Genomic DNA, 25,374 nt, shown 5'->3' on the forward strand with positions numbered 1-25,374 from the left:
CTCAGATGGCAAAGCGCGTGGGCATGATGGCTGCGCCCAGTTGACGAACGATCTGCATGGCAAAACCCGGAGCCAGGATAAAGACGACGAGTGTATACGAACACCCGCCGGCAAGCAGCATGACAAGCAATCGAAGCCAGGAATTATGGCCGGCGATCCCCGTCCCCACCGAAAGGACGGCGACGACCATGGCACCGGCAGCGACCATCATGGGCAACTGGTCTGCAACCAGCCGGCGCATGTCGAGCTGGGCATCCGATTTCAGATACCCGAACGCGCGGGGCAGGACCAGGACATTGGCGAGAATGATACCGCCCACGGCCATGTTGAGGCCGAACATCGCACCCGCCGGAATCAGCAGCAGTGCTGCAGCGGCAAGGGTCAGGTTGAGCCGCAGCGCCTGCTCCGGTCGCCCGGCGGCAATGAGGATCTGGGCCGAAATCGCGATCCATGCCGGAAAAATCCCGGCCACGCCCAGATAGCGCAATGGCATGACGGCATCTTTCCAGTGATTGCCGAACACAAGCATCACGATCGGGTCGGCGATCAGGGCAAGGCCGACGAATGCCGGCAGACAGAACAATGTGGTAATGCGGATGGTCGTATAGATCGCTTCGTCGAACCTCGCCCGATCCCGGCGTACCCGCGACAGAACGGGCAGACAGAGCTCATTGACCGACATGAATGTCAGCATGGACAGGGAACTCATCAACCGATTGGCAATAAAATAGAGGCCAACGACGGTCGATGACAGGAACATGCCCAGCAGGATCGGCGTTATCGAACGGCAGATCGTGTCGATCAGGCATGTCGAAGCGATATGGATGGCCTTGAGCCCCATATCGCGTACCCGATCCCATGACCCGGCAGGCTGCAGACTCCATTTGGAGAAAAGTACCAGAATGGCACATCCGGAGATGGCGTGCGTCAGCTGCATGCCGACCAGGCTCCAGACACCGAAGCCGGAGATGGCCAGCACGAGCCCGACGCTTCCGCCAGCGATGATCGAGACCACGGCCCGGCAGGTCAGTCCGGAAAAACGCATCTCGCGCCGCAAGCGCGCCTGATAGATCCCGGCTATGCTCATGAACAGCAGGACGGGTGACAGGCTCGCCATGACAGGACCGAGCTCGGGCTTGCCCGTGGCTCCCGCGAGTGGCCAGGCGAGACCCAGCACCAGCAGGGTCAGCATCAGCCCTAGTCCCAGGTTCAACAAAAGAGCGTTGGAGAAGGTCGACTGATCGAGAATATCGACCTGTATGATCTGTTCGGCCAAACCATGATAAATGACCGACTGGGCAATCACGATGACTCCGGTCGAAATCGCCACAACGCCAAAGTCATCCGGTGCGAGAATTCGCGCGAATAATACCATGAACCCGAATGAGATCAGCTCCGTACCGGAAATTTCCAGGAAGCGCCAAAAGGCATTGCGGGCAACGCTCGGTGCCGGGCCCGACTCGCCGCCGCCGAAATCGGTCCGCTCACTCATTCGACGGCCGCTCCCAGGGGGTCCACGTGCAAACGCAAATTCCGACGACGGCCATCAACGGTTTTCACCTCGACGACCCCGGTCTTGAGATGACCTGCGAGATGGACGATACCCAATGGACGATGGGGTTTGCTGGCTGTACAGAACAACCGCCGATGTGGATCCCAGCAAGGAAGGGACCGGTTGCAGATCCAGTTATGCTTCGGTTCAAGAATATCGGTCTCGGGCCGATCCAGCCAGACTACCGCATTGAGTGAAAACTGGTCATGCGGCACCACGCGCCCGGTCCGTTCGATCACCCGTCGAAACTGTTCGCGCCACAACTCCACATGTGGAGCGCCACGCCTCACGGCATAAACACCGGCGTTCAACATCGGCCGAGACAGCATTCTCATGCCATCGACGAGCCCGTAACCCTGAAGGCAGTGCTTGGTCACCCAGCCGCGCAATTCAAGCGTCCATCCATAGGTCGGCTCACGTTCATGCACCAGGGACAGTCCGCTACGCCTGGCCCCGGCTTCCAGTGCCCGTACGGTGTCCGCGTCCTGCACCCAGGCATCCGCGTCGATCCAGATGAAGCAATCGAAGTCGGGCAGGTAGTCTTCCAGAAACGGGCGCACCAGCAAGGCAGGGACAACCGGTTTCTCGCCTTCGATATCCAGGCCGAAATGCCCGCGGGGCTGCAGCAGGCGTACCGATCGCCCGACAAGGAACGCCCGGTCCCGCTCGGAAAGGCCAAGATCGAACACGGCGACCACAGCATCGGCCAGATCGGGAGAACATTCAATGGAGGTCAACAAATTCAGCAACATGGGAAAATAACCGGAATCCGCAGCGCTGACAATGACTGTACGAGAGTCGAGTTTATTCAAACGCTTCCTCCCATCATCAATCCGAGCATTGCAAGTGAAACGAGCTTGATTCCTACAAATTTTTCGATCAAATGCGGGCGTTCCGGAACGATGTATCTCAGTCGAATGAGCCAGATTGCCACGATGCGCGGTGAAAGAGCTACAAGCACCAGCCAGACAGCTCGAAAGACACGTTGGCGTGGCGTGTGCGGAGAGCGAAAAACAGCTCCCAATGCAAGCACGGCTCGCGACAATCCGCGCCAGTAGCTGTAGACTCGCCGCTCTTCGAGCTTGGCTTCCGTCAGTTTCAACTCCAGATACCAGAGAGCGCGGCTCCGTGCTGCTCTCCCGTCAAACTCCAGTCCGAACAATCGGCACCGACTCTCGAGATAGTCGAGCTTTTCCTCAAAAATGGATGCGTAGCGAGCGAATCTTCCCGTGTCATAGTCGACCTGAGCCGAGTCATTGTTATCGTGGATACGATAACAGGCGAGTGCTTTGGGAAGTGTGAAGATTTCGCCATAAAATGGCGCATTGACCTCCAGGATCATGTCCATCCAGCGAAGACCGCCAATCGGGGCCAAGGCCTCGAGAAAGGTCCTCGCATACGCATTGCCGCAGGCCTGCGGGCAGGGATAACTGCCCGTGCGCAGGATCTCGCGGCGGATCGTTTCCGTATCGAGATTTTCAGGATATTTGGGAGCGACATGCCCCAGCGAGCGATGGTTCTCATCAATGCTCAGCAGGCAGTATTGCATCTTGGAAAGTCCGGGTTGCCAGTAACTGGCAATGGTCGAGGCCGCAAACGGCATCAGCACGTCGTCGCCATCGAGGAAGATGACGATTTCGTACTGCGCCTTCGGCCAGGCTGCATTGATTGCCGAAACCTGCCCCCCGTTTTCGGGCATCAGGACGATCGTGGCCCTGTTGGCATAGCGTTCGATGATCCCGCGGGATCCATCGGTGGAACCATCATCGACAATGATGACTTCGGTACGGTCGTGATCCTGGGCAAGCGCGCTGTCAATGGCTTCAGCGATGAACCGCTCGCTGTTGAAGTTGTCGACGATGATGGAAACACCGGGAAGTGCAGTCATGAGCGGCCCGCGGCTGCAAGTCCCGGGTCCGGGCACGCGGACCACTGGAGCCTGGCCCGCTCGTAGACATGCGTGGTCTGCGCTGCGATCTGGTCCCATGACGGGATGGCATCGCGGCGCCGGCCCATCTGCTTCGCGAGCATGGCGAGCCTCGCAGGCTCGGCAATCCATGATCGGAGAATAGAGGCAATGGCTTCAATATCACCAACCGGCACAAGCGCAGCACCGTCACCATTCCCGAACAGTTCGGCAAACCCACCGACAGACGATGCGAGGATCGGCAGACCATGACTTACCGCCGACATTGCCACACCACTGGCGTCGATCTCACGATAGGGAAATACCGCAGCATGCGTATGCGCCAGCAACTGGTCCATGCGCTCTTCGCTCAGGAACTGCGGTTCGAGCGTGACGCAATCGTCAAGCCCATGTTGCCGGATCCGCTCGAACAGCGGTTCCATGTCCATGTAGGGCTTGCCGGCAATATGCACATCGAGCCGCAGCCGTTCTTCAGGCGTGAGCAAGGCCAGCGCGTCAAGTAGCAGATCGACCCCCTTGTAGGGTTTGATCTTGCCAAGCTGCAGCAACTTCAGCCTTCCGCCGCCGGGAGCCGCTTTCGGACCATGACCATGACGCGGCGGGTGCAGCAGGCCATGGGGGATGACGTAAAGGCGATCGGACAGGACACCCGCCTGCAACAGGCGTGCCCTCGCCTGGTCGGTATGAACGATCACGGCATCCGCCCGCCGCAATACTCCACCATACCCCATTTTCATCAATGGGTTCCCATCCCCATTATACGGATTGCTGTCATGGGCAGTGATGACGAGAGGTGCCCGATGGCGCAGCAATGGCAGGAGTACCCTGTCGACCAACGGCAACGGCGCCCATTGCATGTGAATGACCGACGGGCAGACACTCTTCAGCCTGTGGCACAACCACACCAGGCCAATGGCGTGCTCCATGCCCTTTATCACCCTGCCACCATCAAACCTGTTGGCGATCGGATAAAAGTGATTCCAGCGTTCGCCTTCGAAGGTCATCTCGTCGAAGCCATGCTCGCCGACATGGATGACGTGTTCGCCGGACCGCTCAAGGGCCGCCTGCAGCGCCGCATCGTAAGCTGGCGTGAAATCCCCCGGATCGAGCAGGATGACGGGGGCGGCCGGAACCGGGGAGACGGTCACGATGTTCGTCCGGGCTGCATGGGCGGGCGGGAAGACGGAGCCACATCCCAGGTGACCGCCCGTTCACCGCGAAAGGCGCGGAAGACACCGATCGAAGCACCGGCAATGGCCAGCACGGCATTCCACAGCTTGTCGACTATCTTCACCCGCAGGCGAAGAGCCAGGAAAAAGCCGAGCCCTCCCGCCACAACCAGCACGGCCGTCGGAAGGATTCCGATGAGCGAAGCCACGAAAGCCAGAGCAAATACGGCTGATGCCAGCAGGAAGAAACCGCACAGCCAACGAAGCAGACGATGCGCCACATATTTGTAGAGGTGCCAAGCGTCGAGCTTCTTCAATCGGGACCAAAGAGTGAAGTGAACATGGGTGCACTCGCAGGCAATGCGGACCTTGCGGCGGAATTCATCACCGGCGATGGTCGTGTGGGGTTCATACGCCCGAAGTTCAGGCGCACGCACGACCCGGTAACCGGCGCAAAGGATCCAGAGCGACCGGTAGATGTCGTCCATCAATCCCCCCGGCACAGGGGCATGCAGCGAGCGGCGGATGGCAAACAGCGAACCATCCGCGCCGATGACCGAGCCGGTCGATGTCTCCAGTTCCTTGCTCCACTCGTTGAAGCGCCAGTAGGCCGCACCCGTCGACGCCGTGGACGAACTTTGCGCGTTGACATAGCTCAGATCCGAGCAGACACAGCCAATCGTCGGATCGGTGAACCACCTTCGCAGAACGCTCACGGCATTGTGGTCGACCAGGACATTGGCGTCGGTGAAGATGATGATCTCCGCGCGCGCGCGATCGATAAGCAGGTCCATGCCATGGGTCTTGCCCCGACGTTCGGGCGAAACCACCAGGTCGATCATGCCCTCGTAGGGCCGCAGAATTTCCGCAGTCCCATCATCGGCCGCATCGACATAGACGTGAATGTCGAGTTCGCCACCACAAGCCTCGCGCAATCGAAACAGATCCTGCATCTTCTCCTCGATGCAACCTGCCTCGTTATAGGCACAAAGACAGACGGCAAAGCTCGCCGGCTCGCGCCCCGTCGCCTGAGGTACCGGCGTGAAGCGATGCAATCGTCGCGCAAGGGCCAGGGACAGCTGATAGGGACCAAACGGCCACATCGCGATGACCAGGCAGATGGCAGCGAGACTGAACCAGACAAAGGTCACACGCGATTCTCCACAGTTGCATTGCTGCGAGCAGGCTTGCGGTCAGTAGGCATTGTCACCTTTGAGGCTGGCCCAGGGTGTGCGTAACAGGATTACCAGATCAAGACTAATGGACCATGAACGGATATAGGCAAGATCGTGCTCGAAGCGGCGCAGGAGCTTTTCCTCGGTATCCGTGTTGCCGCGCAGGCCGGTGACCTGCGCCAGTCCCGTCAGTCCCGGCGGAACACGGTATCGTCGGGCGAAATCGGTCACGACCTCCTCGTAGTAGCGCTCACCGGCCTTCGCATGGACAGGATGCGGTCTCGGCCCCACCAGCGACATTTCCCCCTTGAGGACGTTGAACAATTGTGGAAGCTCATCGATACTGCTGCGCCGGATGAAGGCACCGACCCGTGTCACGCGCGGATCGTTGCGCTTGGTGAGTTCCCGGGCAGCAACATCCTGCCGGTCGACATACATCGATCTGAATTTCCAGCACTCGAAGATCTGGCAACCAAGGCCGTAGCGCGGCTGCCGGAAGAAGACAGGCCCACGGCTGTCGATCTTGATCGCCAGAGCCGTGAGTGCCATCAGCGGTGCAACGAAGACCAGCAGCGTCGAGGCGATGACAACATCAAGCGAACGCTTGAACAGCCGCCCTTTCCAGTCGAGCGCTGGGGCGACCAGCTCAACCAGCTCAACCAGCTCAACCCGGTCACCATGCTTGCGCAATGCGCGGACCCTCTGGGGCATCAGTTCGAGAACCTGCAGCAGGTCTGCGATATCCTGACATTTGCCGGTGTCGACGATAATAATTTCGTCAAGGCTGGTCTGGCGCAATCTCTCGACAGCATGATCGAAGCCGATCATCTCGATGGCCGTGAAGATGCCGACATCATTGCGCAACCATGTTCGCAGCTCTTCGCCCTCGCCGTCCGTTCCATCGTGGAGGACGGCGACACGCCGGCGCAGCCAGGAAAACCTAGGCAACACGAGGGAAACTTCCTGCAAGGGCTGGCTGCCGGAGTCTCGGCCAGATGACGAGGGCCATATGGAGGAACTGGATGTAGAAGGCATTGAGATATCCGCCAAGAAACATGAACTGGAAAAGACAGGCCAAAGCCAGCAACCGATCCGGCGCATGGCGAAAGAGTGCGTAAAGATAGAAGATCGAGAAGCCGGCACTGCCGATGATGCCATACTCGACCAGCAGCTTGAGCCAGGAGGAGTCCTGAACGGCATAGTCGAGTGCATCGCTTACGGCCTCCACGCTGCCGGGACCGAAACCGAAGAACAGCGCCCTCGGATTGTTGACGAGTACGTCGCTTACCAGCCAATAGGGCCCGAACATGCGCATCGACCCGCTCGACATCGGATTGCCGAACTCGTCGAGCCGGTCGAGAAACATGGAAAAGGGGGGCACGTCCTGGAGCCAGGGCAGGGACAGGAGCAGGATCAGCGGCAGGATCAGCAACCACCAGTAGTGAAGCCGGATCGCCAGGGGCGCTACCATCGCCAAAAGCAGCATCGCACCGGTGCCCGAAAACGAGACGATATAGGCCGTTGCGAAAAGCGCCAGCACGGCAGGTCTGCGGGCCTGCAAGATCTCGATGATGATGCCGATCGCCAGCATCTGCGAGAAGTGCGAGGGTTCCAGAAACCAGAGACCGTTGCTCTTGAGCAGTCCCAGGCCTTCCTGAATTCCGATGCGGAGATTGAATCCCTGAATGAACAGTCCGGGGGGAAGGACAAGGTCAAACGGGAACATCGCGTCCGGACCGAGCAGGAACTGGATTCCGAACTGGAGAATACCGACAATGGCGGAAAGGATCATCACACGCTGGAATATTTCCAGCATCATCTCGAAGGTCGTGCGGTCGACTTCCACCATCAGGATGAATGGCAGGTAGAGAAGCAGCAACATGAACAGCGACTGGGACGAGAACTGTTCCGACCGGGCGAACAGGGTCACGAGCAGACAGGCCACGGCAATCCCGTAAAGACCGAACCGCACCGGGTCGATGCGCAGGTAGCCCCGGATCACGGCCCAACCGGCAACGGCCACGCAACCCGCAAAACCCACACCGACAATTTCACCCGTTCCGGGAATGGCAAAACGCTGCAGCACCGTTACGCTGAGAAGAACGGCAAGCCACATCAGCAGCAGCGGGCGCACACCTCCCCTGTACCAGCTGTCGGCAGGATGCTGCCCGGACGCCTGTTGCGGCCATACCAAAGGGGTTGCCGTCATCGGCCACCGCCGGAAAACTCACGCGGCATGGGAGCGGCCTGCCCCTCTGCAACACGCGAGAAAGCGGGGTGCATCAAGTTCCATCTTACCCGACACAAGGAACATCTCCCCCACACCAAGACAACCAGACTGGCAATCACATTCCCAAGGCCATCCGGCTCGATCACCCACGGAGTGAACTCCCCATCCGGCCCGAAATCCATCTCAGGCCCGGACGGACACCCGATACCGATTGACGGTTGGCCCTTCAACGACGGCATTCATGGCGTCAGATCTATTTCCTTTCATCAGATAAATAAGCCGATGAGCATCCCCTCAATACCCATGTAAGTACATTATTTAATTTTTTCACCCAGAGATAGATGCAAGGGCGTATATCTAGAAATCAACAATTTAGAAACTTCAACATTTCTCCTTCTACAAATTTCTCTTTTTGAGACTATCAATAACATATTTTGTCAGCTTGGACGTGATCGGAGCCCGGAGATGATAGGCGTCGAAAAACGATGTTTCTCCTAGTGACAGTTCGGCATTCGCATTGACGACCCGAAAATCCGCCCGCTTCGCACTGGCCTCCAGGTGCCTGACATGTGTCGCGAGCAACTTGCCGTTTGGATCGAGTCCGGCCAGATATCCCGGTCGCAAGGGAGCGATCACGAATGTCAGGCCGGCCCCATGCCCACGCACGGTGCGAGCGAGATCTTCAAGGGCCCTGTAACACCGGGCATTGAAATCCGGCAGGCTGCCACGCCACACGAGGTCGGGGACGGACTGCCGCGGAAGGTCGAGGCGGATGCTGCCCGTCTCATCGAAGTTCAGCGAATCCGGCGAGGAGGGCGGGTCATGGCGAAGCTGCCGGATATTCCGGGCGGAACGCGCGACGCCGACCGGATCGAGGTGGCGCAGTTGCGTTTCCAGTTCGCTCGACCTGTCTAGCGCATAGGCCGCCGCATCCTCCACGTCGAGGAGTTGGGCCGAAGCCGGATCGCAGCTTTCGAAGTCGAGAAGTGTGGAGACCATCACCACGTCACGGACCTGCGGCATCAGGCCAAGATAGAACCGGGCCAGCAGGACCGCCTGGTGGATCTTGAGGTCGCGCACGCCGACATTGAGCGGAGTCCGGTCGGGAAGACCCTGCCGGAGTGTCATGTCGTCAAATCCCCACAACGTGGTCGAAGACCCCAGCATGAGAAAATCTACAGGTGCACCATGCCGGTGGCGGATGAAACGCAGCTTCTCGTCCAGGGTGGTCCGGTTGGTGAATGCTGGCGCCTTCAGGCGATCCAGGCCATCAAGCGTCAGGATCATCGCGACGACGAGCAGCGGGATCGAAATCAGGCCGGCAACCAGCCCCAGAAGAAACTTTCGCGCGTCCATCGATCAGATCAAAACTGGAAGTAGATGAATTTTTGCGGCGGATCTGCATAGAGCGCGAGCAGCGCCGTGGCCACTGCGGCTCCCGCAACCAGCCCCTGGGGCCAGCCCAGGCTCCGCAAGACACCTTCTCCGCGCTCCAGGCGGCTCACGAGCTGCGTGCTCGTCGGTCCGGCGATAGCGACGATCATGGCGATCCCGGTCACAAGCACCTGCTCTGCCCCGTCAAAGTGAAAATTCTGGATCGGTTCGAATACGACACCTGCGTTGGCAAGGAACGGACCGAGGCTGCCCAGCATCAGGAGATAGTACTCCGGCAGCTGCGTGCCATTCAGGCCAAGCATCCCGTCATAGATCCGACCGGCCGCGGCGAAGCTCTCCGCCCGGAAAAGCACCCAGGCGAAATGAACGCAGAGCAAGGTGACAAGCCAGCCGATCAGCAGCCGGAACGGGCCCGGCCGGACACTGCCGCGGGTGAAGTCGTAGCGAACGGCCCGCCAGACATGATTGATGGCCAGCAGCACACCGTGAATGCCGCCCCAAAGGACGAATGTCCATCCGGCTCCATGCCAGAGGCCGCCCAGCAGCATGGTGACAATGATCGCCGCGACCTGACGCGGCCGTCCCCGCCGGTTGCCTCCAAGGGCTCGATAGAGATAGTCGCGCAGGAACCTGGAGAGGGTCATGTGCCAGCGTCGCCAGAAATCGATGATGCTCGAAGCTCGATACGGAGCGTCGAAATTCTCCGGCAGGCGAATGCCAAATAGACGGGCAAGCCCGATGGCCATATCCGAATAACCCGAAAAGTCGAAATAAAGCTGAAGCGTGAACGCTGCGGTAGCTCCCCAGGCGACGACAAGCCCCGGAGCGATGCCGCCCTGCGCGTCGGCAAACACGGGATCGACATAGAGCGCCAGCTGATCCGCGATCATCACTTTCTTGACAAGGCCGATGGCAAACAACGCGAAACCGGCGGCAAGATCATGTTCGTCAAGACCGCCACGCCGGCCCGTTCTCAATTGTGGAATGATCTCGTTGTGATGCACGATGGGCCCCGCGATGAGCTGCGGGAAAAAAGTGACAAAGAAGGCATAGTGCAACGGATCCGTCGCATCGCACTGCCCGCGCTGGCAGTCGACGAGGTAGGCGATCTGCTGAAAGGTAAAGAACGAGATCGCCAGAGGGAGCACGAGCGAACTCGAAAGCGGCGGCGCGTCGACAATGCTGGCAACCGTCGACAAGAAGAAGTTCGCGTATTTGAATACACCAATCAGGACCAGATTGAGGCCGACGCCGATGACCAGTATAAGGGTTGACCCGGTTCGCCGCAGCCATTCGCCGAACACGAAATTGGCGATGATCGACCCCAGGATGAGAATGAGATAGGGAGGAAACCACCAACCGTAGAAAATCAATGATGCAAGGATCAGCCAGTACAGGGACAAACGCCAATGGCCACTGCGAACGGCAAGATGATATACAATGAGTGTGACGGGCAAAAACAGTCCGATGAATACAAATGAATTAAAGAGCATCTCGACCCCGACGACGATCTGAATGCCATTCACGTTAGCGGCTCGTATCGAGTGCCGTTCATCAGAGCGTAAGTTGAGCACCCTATGGGATGCAAAAATTCCAGATTGAAATTCTCAGGTGACCAATTTCTAATCATCCTCCTTCTAGGTTAATTTGCGCAACGTATAATTGTACCGTTCTCAAGGCGAATTTCCGGCCAAAAGACGCGATAGACTCGACCGGGAATGTGCGGTTGCTTACTGTGCAATCCGGCCCTGAGATCTGAGTGCCGGCGACCGGTCACAGGGTGGCTGTTCGAAATACTGCCGAAGACGTTCCGATCGACCGTAAAATCTTCCGATAATCAGCCTCCCTTCTGTTATGAAAGGACGTCGTTTGCTTATTCCTGACCAGAGTCCTCGGACACACTATCTTGCGGCTCAAAAGAAGCGGCACGAAGTCCTCCCCGCACTTGAAGCGGTTCCTGTCTACGACCCGCTCCCATCGGGAATGGAGCCGGGAGATATCTGGGCCGCCCTCCGCAGGAACTGGGGCAAGCTCATAATCGGGCTGGTACTGGGCTGTCTCCTCGGCATGGGCGTGGCCATGTTGATGCCGCGATCCTATTATGCCGAAGGTCTTCTTGTCATTGAAACCCAGGAACTCGGGATCCCCGAACTGGCAACCGTACGGTCCTCGCGAACCGTCGAGCCCTGGGGCGGACGCAGCGAAGCGCGAATTCTTACCTCACGCGAACTGGTCGACAAGGCAGTTGTCGAACTCGGCTTGCAATTCGACGATCGCTACAACCCGACGCTGCACCCGACCATCCTCGAAATGATGCGGCAGGCAGACTGGCTTCCGATCTGGCTGCGTCGCAGCCTGAGCGGTCTTGCTCCCGATCCGCGCGTCGATCAGTCCATGATTTCCGAGATCGTCGAGAATATCCAAAAGGACCTGTCCGCCAATAGTGAACAGCAGAGCTATGCCATAACCCTTGGCTATACTGGCAAGGATCCGGTTATTTCCGCCAATCTTGTGAATACCTTGATGAAGCTTTACATCGACCAGGAAGTGTCTGCCAAGATGAGGGCCAACGAAAAGGCCAGCACGCAGTTGAAGGCCCGTGTCGACGAACTGGGCGCGGAACTGGAGCAACGCCGGCAGGCCATTCGCTCGCTTGAATCGGAGACCAGCCTCGTCCAGGGGACGGGTGGTAGCTTCCGTAGCCAGGAACTCACCGGAATAGCCGATGAGCGCCGTCGGATCGAAGCCGAACGTTCGGCTGCCGAACGTGACCTCAAACAGATCGATGCAGCATTGGCCCAGAGCCGCCTGAGCCTGCTCAATCCCGAGCTTATTACTCCCCGTTTGCGTAGTTTGTGGACATCGGAAGCTGAACTTGAAAGGACGATGGCCGAACGAAGCTCCGAGTTGGGACCGCTGCATCCCCAGATGGTTTCGCTTCGCAATGAAATCGAAAGCACCCGCGCCGAGATCCGCCAGGAAGTCATCTCGCTGCGCCAGGGTGTCGCCGACAAGTCCGCCCTCCTGAAAGCTCGCGAGGCCAGTCTCGAGCAGCAGATTGCCAATGCGGAAGGCGCGGCGGCCACGTCGGCCAAGGGACGTGCGCTCGCGGATCAGCTCAAGGAAGAGGTCGAGAGCACGCAGGCCCTGTACGATCTCTATCGCAACCGCTACGAGCAGACCGTCGCCAATATCGATCTCTTCGCGGCCGATGCGCGGGTCGTGTCGACTGCCGCGATTCCGCAACGTCCGTCCAGCCCCGGCGTTCTGTTCCTCGGTATCGTCGGTGCCGTGATCGGAACGATTACCGGCGCAGCGGCCATCATCCTTCGGCACTGGACACGTGGTGGTCTTGGCTCACCCGATGAGACAAGCATGCTGGCGGGATTTCCGACAATGGGAGCCCTTCCCGTTGTTGGTGGACGATTCGGATTTGGCAAGAAGATCCATCAGCGCATCATCAACGATACCGGAAGCGTGCTGTGCGAGACGATCCGAGGCATTCTCTTTCGCATTCAGCATTCGGAAGCGGGTGGCCGGCCGCCCAAGGTGGTCATGCTCACCTCGCCCCTGCCCAGGGATGGCAAATCGAGCCTGACGGTCGCCCTGGCCCGGGTCGCCGCCGAGGACGGGTTGCGGTGCCTCGCTCTCGATTGCGATTTCCGCCGCCCGTCGATCGCCCAAACGCTCGGCATCCGTCCCAGCCTCTGCCTGAACGACTTCATGGATGGACTTGTGGAACTGGAGGACGTTCTCATCCGGGACAGGGTCAGCCGGGCGCATTTCATCCCCGCCAAGGCCGTGCAGCGCTGCTCGCGCAGCTTTCTCGAACGGCGCCGGTTGCGGCGGCTGATCCAGGCGGCACGCCAGCACTACGATCTCATCCTGATCGACACTCCGCCGGTCATGAAGGTGATCGACCCGATGATCCTGAGCAGCCTCGCCGACGCCAGCGTTCTTGTCGTGTCGTGGACATCGGTTACCCGGGGCAGCCTGCAGGAAAGCGTCAGGCGGCTTGAAAGTGCGGGCAGTTCCATCATCGGCGTCATCATGACGCATGTCAGCGGGCAGCTGAAGGACTCTTATGTCTACGGTGGTTACGATACCAACGAGGCCTATCATTGACAGGAGGCATGGTTCCCGCGATCGGGAAGGGCTTCACACCTGTCCAGTCCCGGTCTCGGGAGCAGTGCTTTCAGTCGGCAGGTTCGATCAGCGTCGGCACCGGTGCATGCGGGTCGACGACCGAAAGGACCATGGGCTCCGCGCCGGCCGAAACGCGGACCTCAAGCCACCGCGGGGATTCGCCTGGCATCGACACCAGCACATCACCGTCATCGAACCCGGATAGCCCCTGAATGCTCGCGAGCAACAGGCGTTCGCCGCGATTCGTGCCTGCCGCATACCGCACGCGCAGATCACCACGCTTGCGCCCTTCGAACACCGGAACGACGATTTCGTCGCCGACCGATCGCGAAGCTCCCAGCCACAACTGGATGCGCGCATAGGCCGTCAGCGGGTCGACGGTTCCGCGCTGCTGGTCGACGGGCACATCGCTGGTCCGTTCTTTCCCGTTGTTGCGAACCTCCACCGCCGACAACTTTCCCTTGGCCTCGTAGATGAGGGTGGTTTCGCGGGTACGATCCGGCTTCTCGTAACGTGCCTCAAAGCGGACCGGCTGCGCCCTGCCCCTTCCATCGACGTGAATGCGGCTGCTCATGAAGGTTGTGGCATTGCCCGCAAGCCAGCTGGCCACACCTGTATTACGGATCGACAGCCGGACAATCCATTCGTTCCCGGAGACCCTGGAAACGATCTGGAAGCGGGCAATCTCGACATTCGCCACCAGCATGCGATAGTCGAGCACCTGCCTGGACCCCGCCGCCGCCCCGGCGGAACGACCGCCAATGACGAAGGGCAGCAAGAGAGCGCCGAGCCCCGTTGCGGCTGAACGTCGTGTGAAATCGGTCATGTGCCATCATTGCCTGTTTTCATCTGAAATCGCCATAACAGCGCCATGATTTTTTATCGAAAGTTCCGACAAAAAAGGCGCATATCATTCGGATATGCGCCTTTTTTGATACGACCAGAACGCCGGGCGAGGCTCTGCCCCGGCGCTATGATCACATGTCGGGAACGAAGCCTACCTCGAATAGTATTCGACGACGAGGTTCGGTTCCATCTGCACGGGATAGGGAACGTCAGCGAGCTTCGGCACGCGCGCAAACTGCCCTTTCATCGCCTTGGCATCCATCACGAGATATTCGGGAACCTCCCGCTCGGGTTGCTGCAGGGTCTCGATGATCATGGGCATCTCCCGGGAGCGCTCACGGATCTCGATCTCGTCACCCTCGCGCAGGCGAAAGCTCGGAATGTTCACCCTCTTGCCATTCACCATCACGTGGCCGTGATTGACGAGCTGGCGGGCGGCGAAGATCGTCGGGACGAGATTGAGGCGGAAAACGGTCATGTCCAGACGGCGCTCCAGCAGACCGATCAGGTTCTCGGCCGTATCGCCACGCAGCTTCGAGGCTTCCTCGTAGGTCCGGCGGAACTGCTTTTCCGTCATGTTGCCGTAATAGCCCTTGAGCTTCTGCTTGGCCTGCAGCTGCGTGCCATAGTCCGACACCTTGCGACGCTTCTGGCCGTGCATGCCGGGGCCATATTCACGACGGGCCAACGGGCTCTTCGCCCTGCCCCAGAGATTCACGCCGAGACGACGGCAGATCTTGTTCTTCGCCTGGATACGCTTTGTCATCGAGCCTCGATCACGATATTTCGAACAAACAAAAGCGGCCCGGGGTAAGAACCCGGCCGCGTCGGAAATGCCTTATATACGCCATGTCGCCCATGTCAACGAGTGCGTCCGCTTATTCATGGCTGGCGAGCGTTCTTCCTTGAAGAAAATGCGCCGGCCGGACATTCCTATCGTGTCATGATGCCGCGCACGAAGTCGTATTCGGCCTCTACGACATGATCCGACCCCTCGCTGCGGAGATGACTCGAGACCAGATTGAACGAACTGACCGGAAACGGTCGCGATTGAAAGAGATTCCTTTGCCCGATCCACGAGGCCATTCGACCTTCGGGCGGGGATTGGCGGAACCGGGCGATGGTGACATGCGGCGTGAACCTGCGTGCCTCGGGCTCCACTCCCACGTCGTTGATGGCCCTGTCCACCCGGCGCTTGAGGCGCGCCAGTTCCTCGCCGCCCTCGACACCGGTCCAAAGGTGGCGGAGCGGCCCGCTTTTGGGGAAACAGCCGATCCCCTTCAGACTGATATCGAACGGAGGTGCCGTGATCGATGCGAGAGCCTCCCCTATCTCGACGAATGTCGCGGTGTCGACCTCGCCGATGAAGCGCAGGGTCAGGTGGAGATCGTCGCTATCGGTCCAGTGCACGTCCGGCAGCCCCCGGCAGATGCGGGCGATCTCCTCCCGGGTATCCGGTGGCAGGTCCAGTGCAACAAAAAGGCGTGGCATTCCTCGCTCCGTCGGCGCCGGGCATCTGGCCGCAATCTCCGCGGCACCCTTGCCAAACACCCTGCTCTCCCATAGGTAGGCGTTCTCGTAAAGTGCACCGCGCTTCCATTCAAGCGTGATTTTTCTACCAAAGACTTCAATCATGAGTTACCCATCGGGATATCGAACGTGAAGCCAGACGAGTTCATCCGCGAGGTCAACGAAGAGCTGCAGCATGAACGGTTGACGCTTTTGTGGAAGCGCTTCGGACCGCTCGCCATCGGTGTGGCCGTGGTCATCGTGCTGGCAACTGCGGGCAAGGTCGGATGGGACGCATGGAAGGAGAGCGAACTGCAAAGCCGGGGCGAAACCATGTACGCCGCTGAACGCGAATTGCAGGGCGGCAAGTTCGAGGACGCCGCCCGATCCTATGCCGACATCGCGGCTGCGCATTCGGGAGGTGTCGCTGCCATTGCACGCATGCGGGAAGCCCTGGCCCGGCACAGGGCAGGCAGGGACGACGAGGCGATCGAGGCTCTCGACGATATCGCGAGCGACCATGCGGATGATCCGATCATCGCGGATCTGGCGAAGCTGCAGGTCATTTTCCTGAAGTTGGACGAGAGCGATCCGCAGGAGATGGTGGCGGCACTGGAACCGCTTGCGGCCGCGGGACGCCCCTGGCAGTACAGCGCGAGGGAACTGCAGGCCACCGCAGCCCTGCGCGCGGGCAACACCGATCTTGCCCGCAGGCTGCTGAACGACATTGTCTCCGATGCCACCACGCCGCAAGCGATGCGCGCACGCTCGGGGGAATTCCTGGAAGCCATCGGTGGAAAGCCCGACATCCCCGCCGCTGATGACAATGCGCAGAGCGACAAGGAGGACCAGGGGTCATGATCCGGCGTCGCCATGCCGTGCTGGTCGGGTGTCTGTTGCCGACATTGCTGGTTGCCGGCTGTTCGGGCTGGTGGGGACAGGCCGAGGACCCGCCGCTTCCCGGCAAACGCCAGTCTGTCATGCTGCTCGACGAGCGCATAGTCGCCGACCCGCGGATATCCGGCCTGAACATCACCCTGCCCGAACCCAGGGCAAACGCCACCTGGGAGCAGGCGGGCGGCAATGCCACCCACGCGATGGAACATCTGGCGCTCAAGGATGGCGTCCAACAGGTCTGGCGTGCCGACATCGGTGCCGGGACGGACAGCAGCGTCCGCCTGATGAGTTCACCTGTCGTGGCCATGGGGCGGGTGTTCACGGTGGACGCCGAGGGCACGTTGTCGGCTTTCGATACCACGGATGGCAAGCTCATCTGGCGGGTGACGCCCGAGGGCCTCGAAGACAGCGACCGGCTGCCAAGCGGCGGCCTCGCCTATGGCAACGGCCAGCTCTTCGTCGGAACCGGTAGCGGCATGGCCATTTCCTTCAGTGCCGAGGATGGCAGGGAGACCTGGCGCCGCGCACTGCTGGCCCCCATCCGCATTTCGCCTACCGTAACGCCCGATCTCCTGCTCGTCACCACCAGCGACAACCAGCTCATCGCCATGGATCCCCTGACCGGAGACGTGCGCTGGCAGCACGCGGGGCTGTTCGAGCAGGCTGCCATACTGGGTGGTGCACCTGCCGCGACAGAGGGGAATCTCGTCGTTGCGGCCTATTCATCGGGTGAGGTCTTCGCGCTTTCCGCCGACGATGGTCAGGAGATCTGGTCGGATGCCGTGCTGCGCCCCCGGCGCACGCTCGCCATAAGTGCCATCAATGACATCACGGGCGCGCCAGTGATCAATGGCGATCATGTCATCATTGCCGGAAATGGCGGCGAACTAGTGTCCTTCGACCGCAATTCCGGTTCGCGCCAGTTCAATGTGAACATCACGTCCCGCAACATGCCATGGGTGGCGGGCGATTTCATCTACGTGCTGACCGATCGCAACGAGGTGGTATGCGTTCTGGCCTCCGGCGGACGGGCGCGTTGGGTGAGCCCGCTCGAACGGCTGGTCGACCCCGAAGACCCGGTCTCGCGGCGTGTCTTCTGGGCGGGGCCGGTGCTGGCCGGAGACAGGCTGATTCTCGTCGGGTCGACCGCCGAGGCGGTTACCGTTTCCCCCTACAACGGTGAAATATTGGGACGTGTCGACCTTCCCGGACCCGTGAGTGTCATGCCGGTGGTGGCTGACGACACGCTCTACATTCTGACGGATGACGGAGACCTTCTCGCCTATCGCTGATCCCGACCGGCAGATGATCGGCGATTGTGGAAGAATTGCCGCCACCGCGATCCTATCCTTGCATCGCAAAATGGTTTAGGGATCCGCGCTGTTGCGGGGAGCGGAACCTGTCCGATCCGGATCGCGTGCCGAAAAGCTTCGCCGCGAAGGTTTTGCCCCCGTCACCCGAACCCCTTCCCCGTCCGTTCCGATGAAGTTCGCGAACGGGGGAAGATCGCTGGATTGCGACCGCATGCCTCTCAAGATCGCCATTCTGGGCCGCCCCAATGTCGGCAAGTCGACCTTGTTCAACCGGCTCACCGGCAGCCGCCGTGCCCTGGTTCACGATACGCCGGGCCTCACCCGTGACCGGATCGAAGGTGAGGCACAGCTGTTCGACCTGAATTTCCGGATCGTCGACACGGCGGGTCTGGAAGTGGGTCTGGACGGTCCGCTGAGCGACCGCCTCGTCGCCCTGGGCCTCGCAGCTCTCGACAAGGCCGATCTGGCCCTGTTCCTGGTCGATGCGCGAGCCGGTGTCACCGCGCTCGATGAAGACATCGCCACGCTTCTTCGGCGTCAGACCAAGCCGGTCGTCCTCATCGCCAACAAATGCGAGGGCCGGCTGGCCGAAGGCGAGGCGTTCGATGCCTGGAGGCTGGGTCTCGGCGAACCCCTGAACCTGTCGGCCGAACATGGCCTGGGCCTGGGCGATCTGGCCGATATCCTGCGCCCGCATGTCGAGGCCATGGCGGCACGAGAAACCGATGCCCCTGCTACCGGTGAAGGGGACGGCGAGGACGAACCGCTCCGGCTTGCCATCGTCGGCCGGCCCAACACCGGGAAATCCTCGCTCGTCAACCGCCTGCTCGGTGAGGAGCGACAGCTTACCGGGCCTGAGCCGGGGCTCACCCGGGACTCCATCACCAGCCCGTGGCAGTGGCGGGGACGGACCATCCAGCTTGTCGATACCGCGGGCCTTCGCCGCAAGGCCCGGATCGACGAGAAGATCGAGCAGCTTTCCGCCTCGGCGACCATTCGCGCCATCCGCGAGGCCCATGTCGTGCTGCTGATGCTGGATGCAACGCAGGCACTGGAAAAACAGGATACCACCATCGCCAATCTCGTCCTGGACGAGGGACGTGCGCTGGTGATCGGCGTCAACAAGTGGGACCTGGTCGAGGACGGCAAGGAGACGCTGGCCGAAATCCGTCATCGGCTCAAGCACCGCATGTCGCAATTGCCCGACCTGCCATTCGCCACCTTTTCCGTGCAGACCGGACAGGGCCTCAAGCGGCTGCTGCCGACCATCGTCGAAACACGCGACCGCTGGGCGACCCGCATCACCACCGCCCGCCTCAATCGCTGGCTGGAGGCAGCCCTGGGCGAAAACCCGCCTCCGCGCGCGCAGAACCGGCAGATCAAGATGCGCTACGCCACGCAGGCCAGCACCCGGCCACCGACCATCGCCATCTTCGCCAACAAGCCGTCCGACGCCATTCCCGCATCCTATCTGCGTTATCTGGCCAAGAGCTTCACATCTCATTTCAAGCTCGAAGGCGTGCAGGTGCGCATCGTGATCCGGCACAAGGAAAATCCCTATCACGATGCGAGAAGCTGAAGACCGCGTCCCCGGCCCAAGCGCATGATCCGCAGCAGCGTCAGCGCATGATCCGCAGCGTCGAGCGGGAGCACCGGGCATCCCGGTCAAGACGCTCCACCATCGGCACCGTTCTCGGAGGCAAGATATCCCGGCTCCAGACGCCGCAACATTCGCGAAACAGGCTGGGCGTCAATGTGGCGCCGACATAGGCCATGTAGATTGGTGCGGAAAACGGGCACCCCACCTTGGAGTTCTCGGTCGTGAGCCGGATGCCGATCAGGTCATGCTTGATCATGTCCGCCCGGTTGACGATCGCATGCCCGAAATCCTGCACGATGCGGGTATTCTGGTAGTGGATTGCAATCCCGTTGTCGGTCGGTCTCATGTTCCCGCGATAACGCTGGAAATGCGAGCGATGAAGCGGATCCCGGATGACCGTGGCGCGCTCGAAGATCGAGTTGGAAAGGCCACGCTGCAAGGATGCGATGGATACCTGGAACGTTTCCGTCGTTCCGGGGACCAGTGACACTTCGAGATAGAACCCGTCGACAAAGACCAGTTCATTGACCATCGGTCGCGGACGGTAGGTATCCGGCTTCGCAGTGGCATGCCTGATCGTCAGATCCTCGCCATCGAGCAGTTCCGTGACGCTGACGCCGAGGAAATCGGCAATGCGGACCACCGTCTTGAGAGACGGCAGCCCCTCTCCCGCCATGTAGCGGTCGAGCTGGCTCTTGCTGACCCCGAGTTCCTTGACGACCTCACTTGGCCACTGGGTACCAACACCATAGCGAGACAGGTTCTTTTGCAGTGCTTCTCTGATCTCGCTCGTACGGTCTTTCATCATCACCCCGTTCCTTGGGGACGATCTGTCCCGAGCTTCAACCCCTTGAACGCTGAGAGGCAGTTTAAATTCTCACTCGCGTGAAAATTCATACCTGCGAGAATGGTGACATGATAACAATTTTTGTAAGGTAATCAACAAATAGAACATTATTTCTTGGTTCGAGTGACCTGAATCAGGTGTAATCACATGCTGTACCCGGGTTGATCTCAGCGTTTGTAACTAAATTTCATTTCAGGTAAGATTGCCACATGGATGGTAAGGTGGTTACCCGTTCGGAGCCGGCCATGACGACGACGCCAGACCTGTACACCCTGCCTCCGCACGCTCCCCTTCCGACACCCGGGAGCGGTCGGAGAGAGAAAGGTGCAGCCATCATGAACGATGTCATCGACGTCCTTCTCAATCTCCGGAAACTCGACGGCACGTTCAACAAGCGCGAGCAGCGCGTCGCCGACTTCATCAAGCTCAACCTGGACCGCGCGACCTTCATGCGGCAGAGCGAGATCGCCGAGGCGGCCGATGTGTCTGTTGCCACCGTCAACAGGTTCTGCCAGACGCTCGGTTGCGACGGTTTCCGCGATTTCCAGATCTGGCTGGCCCGCAGCGTCGCGGTCGGCATGCAATATATCGATGAACCGCGCGATTCGGCCGTCGAATCCAGCGCCATGGTCGATCATGTCTTCGGTGTCATCATCGAGGGATTGAGTCTCGCCCGCAGCCGGCTCACCGAGGAGATCATTGCGAAAAGCGCCACGGCGATCGCCAATGCACGCCGCATCGTCGTCTTCGGAACCGGCGGGAGTTCGTCCGTCGTCGCCCAGGAGGTGGTCAACCGGCTCTTCCGTCTCGGCATCATCGTCAACGCCTATCTCGACGAATACAGCCAGCGCATGGTGGCCTCCACGCTCCAGCCCAACGACCTCGTCTTCGTCATCTCCGCCACCGGCATACCGGAGTCGCTTCAGGCTGCCGTGACCATTGCCCGCCAGTATGGCGCGCAGACCATGGCCCTCACCCGCACCGATTCGCCTCTGGCCGCCAAGTGCGACATCGTCATCGGCATCGACGTTCCCGAGCATGCCGATATCTACAAGCCCACGGCCTCGCGCATCGTCCATCTGGCCGTGGTCGACGTGATCGCGACCACGGCAGCCCGGCAAAGGCCGGAATATACCAAGGAAACGCTGCGCCGGGTGCGTACGTCGCTGGTCCCCCTTACCGGCGACGGCGGGCCCATGCCCATCGGCGACTGAAGCGGGACCGCAACGATCCCCATGTCGGGTCTGGCCGGGTCCGCCTTACGGCCGCGACAATTCGCTGCGCGCCGCTTCGCAGGTCTCCCGGATGCAGCATCCCTCAAGGTGATCGTTGACCAGCCCCATGGCCTGCATGAATGCGTAGACGGTGGTGGGCCCGACAAAGCTCCAGCCGCGTTTCTTGAGATCCTTCGAAATCTCGATCGACTGCCGGCTTCTCGCAAGGGCCTTCGCCGCGGCAAGGTCCATCCTGGCGGGGCGTTCCGCCGGCGCCGGTTCCCGTTGCCAGAAGTAATGCGCCAGCGAACCGAACTCGCGCTTCAGTTCCATCGCCCTCTGGGCGTTGTTGATGACCGAGCGGATCTTGCCACCATGGCGGACGATCCCCGTGTCCTGCAGCAGCCTTTCGACATCCGCAGGCCCCATCCGGCTTACTGCCCCGATATCGAAACCATGGAAGGCCGAACGGAAATTCTCCCGCTTGCGCAGGATCGTGATCCACGAGAGCCCTGCCTGAAACCCCTCCAGGCATATTTTCTCGAACAGGCGACGGTCATCAGTCACGGGCCTTCCCCACTCGTCGTCATGATAGGCCACATAAAAGGGGTCGCTCCCCGGCCACCAGCAGCGAATCCTGCCGTCTTTCCCCGCGATCAGTCCGTCTTCCAGCACCATCATCCGTTCTCCCATCCCTACGCTGACTGTGGCTTACCAGTCCACTGACGGAATGACGACATCGATATTCCCCCACAAGGAGGCATAAAATTTACTTGAAATCCCATAGTAAATATCCCCCGGCAGAGCCGGGGGCTTTGGTTGAGAGCCGCTCAAAGCGGCGGTTTGCGGCGCTGCGCGGCCGCAATCTGTTCGCCGCCTGAAGGCGGCATGTTCAGGGTAACAGCGCGAGTTGATCGAGCCGGCGATCTTCCTTCTCCTGATTGCGAATGTAGTCGCGGATGACCGTTTCGTCTCGCCCGACCGTGCTGACAAAATATCCTCTTGCCCAGAAATGTTGGCCAACGAAATTGCGTCGGCGTTCGCCATAAACACGGGCTAAGTGAATGGCGCTCTTCCCTTTGATGAAGCCGACGACATTGGAGACAGCATATTTGGGGGGAATGGCGAGCATCATGTGGACGTGATCCGGTAGCAGATGACCTTCTATGACCTTGCTCTCCTTTTGTTTGGCTAGCTGTCGAAAAACCGCGCCGAGATGTGGGCGCAGGCCTGTATACAGCGTCTTGCGTCGGCATTTCGGGATAAAGACGACATGATATTTGCAGTCCCAAACGCTGTGACTTAGGCTCTGATACGTGTCCATCGCTGACGTTCCTTCCGTATGCGTGGTGGCAAACGAAAGAAACCCGGCGATGGACTGCCGGAAACGTCAAACTCGGGCTGCCGCCCCGGCATAGCCGGGGGATCTCCTATTTTAGTTTAGGAATAATATCATACATTGTCGAATCCTTCTTTTGTTTCGGAGATCAACATGCGCAAGTTCCTCGTCCTCGGTGTCGGCATCGCCATACTCGCCGGTTGCAACGATGTCGGCGTCATCGGTACGGCGGCCATGGAAAAACGACGGAACATGAATGACATGCAGGCACGGGCAACACTGGCCGCGACCTGTGACATCGCCGTCGGCGCCTATTTCCGCGCCCTGAACGAAGTGGAGCAGCGGCTCACCGCCATTGTCTGCGGTGGCGAGAAGGCCGCCGTCATTCTCGGCCAGGCCGCGCTGTCCTCGTCCGGCGCGGACAACAGCCGGATTGAAGTCATCCGTTAGTGTTCCCCGTCAGGCTGGACCGGTCTACCGCTCCAACTCCCCGAATCGGCACGCTTTTCCGTTCGAGGAGTTCCGCCTGACCGCAAAAGGTTCTAAGCAGGTGTCATCAACGGATAGCCAGCAAGGCGGGAACAGCATCATGCAAGGTCGGGTCAAGTGGGTCGAGGGGCGCAGCTTTGTCGCTACCTCGCAGAGCGGTCATTCGCTGGTCATCGACGGTCCGAAGGAAGCCGGTGGCGAGAACCTCGGTCCGAGCCCGATGGAATTCGTCCTGCTGGGCGCAGGCGGTTGCTCGGCGTTCGACGTGATCGAGATTCTCAGGAAGTCCCGTCAGGACGTCACCGATTGCGAAGTGAAGCTGGAGGCGGAACGGGCCGCGGAACCTCCCCGGGTATTCACCACCCTTCACCTCCACTTCATCGTCACCGGCAACGGGCTGAAGGAGACGGTCGTCGAGCGGGCAGTCCAGCTTTCGGCGGAGAAATACTGTTCGGCGACAGCGATGCTCGGCAAGACGGCAACCGTGACCCATACGTTCGAGGTCGTCGCGGCCTGACGGCGGCGATCAGCCGGAGGGCGACCCCGGCTTCGGCATGAACGACGAAAGCGGCTGCCGCTGGCGGCCGTTCTCATCGAAATTGCCGGCGTCGAGCCATTGGCGGAAGGCTTCCCGGCGTTCGGGCCATTCGCTGTCGATGATCGAGAACCAGGCCGTGTCGCGATTGCGACCCTTGACCACCAGGTGCTGGCGGAAGACCCCCTCGAAGGTGAAACCGAAACGCAGGGCCGCCTGCCGGCTGCCTTCGTTGGCAGCGTTGCATTTCCATTCGATGCGCCGGTAGCCCAGCCCGTCCATCGCCTCGGTGAAGAGCAGGAACAGGGCTTCGGTGGCGGCGGCGGTCCTTTGCAGACGCCGGGCGAACCAGATGTGCCCGATCTCGATGACCGCGTGCGCGGGAGTGATCCGCAACCAGGAGCACATGCCGCAGGCGCGGCCGTCGAGCTTGTCGATGATGGCAAAGAACATCGGATCGGCCGAACATGCGCAGTTTTCCAGCCAATCGGTCATGGCTGCCAGATCGGCAAAGGGACCATAGGGCAGATAGTCCCAGATGTGCGGCGCCGCCTCACCCTCGCGACCCGCCTCGAACAGGTCGCGTGCGTGGCGCGAGACCATCAACGGTTCGAGCCGGACGCGCACGCCTTCGTGGATATCGCGCGATGGCCAGGCCACCGGAACACGGATCGTCGTCAAGCCACCTCTCCCCGTCTCTGGACATGAGGCCATCGAAGCTAGCCGGAATCGATCCCTTCACCAGTTCCATTTTCCGAATTTGAAGGTATCCAAATGAAGATGAAAGCCAGAGGACCGCCCGATCCGTGAGGGTCCGGCGGTCCCGCAAGCAAGGCGATATCAGGCAACGGATCAGGGGCGATCGGCCGGGCCGGCGCTGTTGCCATGCCATTCGAGCGCCACGCCGCCGCCATCCTTGAGGGTCAGCGGCCCGAAGCGGTCATGGGCGAGGATGGCCAGAACCAGGACCGCCAGGATCGCCGCGACGAACCAGCCAAGCATCGGGCTCCGGCCGGCACGGATATCGCCGTGGCTGCGAATGTCGTCGAGCGCCTTCGCTCCCGTTTTGGTTAATGTCGACATCACCATCACTCCTTCTTGGGTGGAAGGCATGATGTCCCGGCGACATCCAAAACGGAAACGAATAGTCTTGATCGTTTCGATCACGAACGCTTATGAAGACGCAAGGGC

General features: G+C 60.3%; 23 protein-coding genes. 7 read left to right on the forward strand and 16 right to left on the reverse strand.

The genetic code is table 11. The features are described 5' to 3' along the window. Position 1: 1 nt before the first annotated feature. The 8 genes from H6851_14645 to H6851_14680 all read right to left on the reverse strand — a co-directional run bounded on the left by H6851_14645 (position 2) and on the right by H6851_14680 (position 10,821). Entirely contained in the window at positions 2-1,492 is a 1,491-nt protein-coding gene (locus H6851_14645) for an oligosaccharide flippase family protein (GenBank protein MCB9944844.1), read from the reverse strand. Then, positions 1,489-2,304, reverse strand: a complete 816-nt coding sequence (locus tag H6851_14650; GenBank protein MCB9944845.1) for a hypothetical protein — start codon at positions 2,302-2,304, stop codon at positions 1,489-1,491. The genes H6851_14645 and H6851_14650 overlap by 4 nt, the downstream gene beginning before the upstream one ends. Before the next feature lie 56 nt (positions 2,305-2,360). After that, on the reverse strand, positions 2,361-3,440 hold the full coding sequence (locus H6851_14655; GenBank protein ID MCB9944846.1) for a glycosyltransferase family 2 protein: 1,080 nt from the start codon (positions 3,438-3,440) through the stop codon (positions 2,361-2,363). Next, the gene (locus H6851_14660; protein ID MCB9944847.1) at positions 3,437-4,627 is read right to left on the reverse strand and encodes a glycosyltransferase; all 1,191 of its coding nucleotides are present in this window, start codon (positions 4,625-4,627) and stop codon (positions 3,437-3,439) included. Before H6851_14660 ends, H6851_14655 begins: the two co-directional genes overlap by 4 nt. Beyond that, positions 4,624-5,799, reverse strand: a complete 1,176-nt coding sequence (locus H6851_14665; protein ID MCB9944848.1) for a glycosyltransferase — start codon at positions 5,797-5,799, stop codon at positions 4,624-4,626. Before H6851_14665 ends, H6851_14660 begins: the two co-directional genes overlap by 4 nt. 42 nt (positions 5,800-5,841) lie before the next feature. Then, entirely contained in the window at positions 5,842-7,035 is a 1,194-nt protein-coding gene (locus H6851_14670; protein ID MCB9944849.1) for an exopolysaccharide biosynthesis polyprenyl glycosylphosphotransferase, read from the reverse strand. 1,414 nt (positions 7,036-8,449) lie between these two features. Next, on the reverse strand, positions 8,450-9,409 hold the full coding sequence (locus tag H6851_14675; protein MCB9944850.1) for a hypothetical protein: 960 nt from the start codon (positions 9,407-9,409) through the stop codon (positions 8,450-8,452). Between the two features lie 8 nt (positions 9,410-9,417). Continuing rightward, on the reverse strand, positions 9,418-10,821 hold the full coding sequence (locus H6851_14680; GenBank protein MCB9944851.1) for an MBOAT family protein: 1,404 nt from the start codon (positions 10,819-10,821) through the stop codon (positions 9,418-9,420). A gap of 496 nt (positions 10,822-11,317) precedes the next feature. Between H6851_14680 and H6851_14685 the strand changes: the two genes are divergently transcribed. Beyond that, positions 11,318-13,573, forward strand: coding sequence for a polysaccharide biosynthesis tyrosine autokinase (locus tag H6851_14685; protein ID MCB9944852.1), 2,256 nt, complete (start codon positions 11,318-11,320; stop codon positions 13,571-13,573). 70 nt (positions 13,574-13,643) lie between these two features. Here the strand turns inward: H6851_14685 and H6851_14690 are convergent, their stop codons facing one another. The 3 genes from H6851_14690 to thpR all read right to left on the reverse strand — a co-directional run bounded on the left by H6851_14690 (position 13,644) and on the right by thpR (position 15,931). Then, positions 13,644-14,420: a DUF3108 domain-containing protein gene (locus tag H6851_14690; GenBank protein MCB9944853.1), complete on the reverse strand. Its 777-nt coding sequence runs from the start codon at positions 14,418-14,420 to the stop codon at positions 13,644-13,646. Positions 14,421-14,591: 171 nt separating this feature from the next. After that, complete coding sequence (rpsD, locus tag H6851_14695; protein ID MCB9944854.1) at positions 14,592-15,206, reverse strand: 30S ribosomal protein S4; 615 nt, start codon at positions 15,204-15,206, stop codon at positions 14,592-14,594. Between the two features lie 167 nt (positions 15,207-15,373). Next, the gene (gene thpR, locus H6851_14700) at positions 15,374-15,931 is read right to left on the reverse strand and encodes an RNA 2',3'-cyclic phosphodiesterase (GenBank protein MCB9944855.1); all 558 of its coding nucleotides are present in this window, start codon (positions 15,929-15,931) and stop codon (positions 15,374-15,376) included. A gap of 168 nt (positions 15,932-16,099) precedes the next feature. On the opposite strand from thpR, the gene H6851_14705 reads away from it, so the two are divergent. The 3 genes from H6851_14705 (at position 16,100) to der (ending at position 19,738) form a co-directional block, all read left to right on the forward strand. After that, entirely contained in the window at positions 16,100-16,810 is a 711-nt protein-coding gene (locus tag H6851_14705) for a tetratricopeptide repeat protein (protein ID MCB9944856.1), read from the forward strand. Then, entirely contained in the window at positions 16,807-18,138 is a 1,332-nt protein-coding gene (locus tag H6851_14710) for a PQQ-binding-like beta-propeller repeat protein (GenBank protein MCB9944857.1), read from the forward strand. Before H6851_14705 ends, H6851_14710 begins: the two co-directional genes overlap by 4 nt. A gap of 232 nt (positions 18,139-18,370) precedes the next feature. Further along, complete coding sequence (gene der / locus H6851_14715; protein MCB9944858.1) at positions 18,371-19,738, forward strand: ribosome biogenesis GTPase Der; 1,368 nt, start codon at positions 18,371-18,373, stop codon at positions 19,736-19,738. Between the two features lie 40 nt (positions 19,739-19,778). On the opposite strand, the gene H6851_14720 is transcribed toward der, so the two are convergent. After that, positions 19,779-20,567: a helix-turn-helix transcriptional regulator gene (locus H6851_14720; protein ID MCB9944859.1), complete on the reverse strand. Its 789-nt coding sequence runs from the start codon at positions 20,565-20,567 to the stop codon at positions 19,779-19,781. A 374-nt stretch (positions 20,568-20,941) separates the two neighbouring features. Here H6851_14720 and H6851_14725 point away from each other — a divergent pair, with 374 nt between their 5' ends. Further along, entirely contained in the window at positions 20,942-21,820 is an 879-nt protein-coding gene (locus H6851_14725; GenBank protein MCB9944860.1) for a MurR/RpiR family transcriptional regulator, read from the forward strand. Positions 21,821-21,865: 45 nt separating this feature from the next. Here H6851_14725 and H6851_14730 read toward each other — a convergent pair whose 3' ends face one another. Then, positions 21,866-22,501 (reverse strand): DNA-3-methyladenine glycosylase I, encoded by a 636-nt coding sequence (locus H6851_14730; GenBank protein ID MCB9944861.1) that lies wholly within the window; start codon positions 22,499-22,501, stop codon positions 21,866-21,868. Positions 22,502-22,712: 211 nt separating this feature from the next. Beyond that, positions 22,713-23,144, reverse strand: a complete 432-nt coding sequence (gene tnpA / locus H6851_14735; protein ID MCB9944862.1) for an IS200/IS605 family transposase — start codon at positions 23,142-23,144, stop codon at positions 22,713-22,715. 168 nt (positions 23,145-23,312) lie between these two features. Here tnpA and H6851_14740 point away from each other — a divergent pair, with 168 nt between their 5' ends. Together H6851_14740 and H6851_14745 are read left to right on the forward strand one after the other, a co-directional pair. After that, positions 23,313-23,609 carry a hypothetical protein gene (locus H6851_14740; GenBank protein ID MCB9944863.1) on the forward strand — a complete coding sequence of 99 codons (297 nt, stop codon included), beginning with the start codon at positions 23,313-23,315 and terminating at the stop codon, positions 23,607-23,609. Between the two features lie 139 nt (positions 23,610-23,748). Beyond that, the gene (locus H6851_14745) at positions 23,749-24,165 is read left to right on the forward strand and encodes an OsmC family protein (GenBank protein ID MCB9944864.1); all 417 of its coding nucleotides are present in this window, start codon (positions 23,749-23,751) and stop codon (positions 24,163-24,165) included. A 9-nt stretch (positions 24,166-24,174) separates the two neighbouring features. Here H6851_14745 and H6851_14750 read toward each other — a convergent pair whose 3' ends face one another. Then, the gene (locus H6851_14750) at positions 24,175-24,897 is read right to left on the reverse strand and encodes a GNAT family N-acetyltransferase (protein MCB9944865.1); all 723 of its coding nucleotides are present in this window, start codon (positions 24,895-24,897) and stop codon (positions 24,175-24,177) included. A 138-nt stretch (positions 24,898-25,035) separates the two neighbouring features. Next, entirely contained in the window at positions 25,036-25,266 is a 231-nt protein-coding gene (locus tag H6851_14755) for a hypothetical protein (GenBank protein MCB9944866.1), read from the reverse strand. Positions 25,267-25,374: the final 108 nt, after the last annotated feature.

The organism is Geminicoccaceae bacterium, assembly GCA_020638465.1.
GTDB lineage: Bacteria > Pseudomonadota > Alphaproteobacteria > Geminicoccales > Geminicoccaceae > JAGREO01.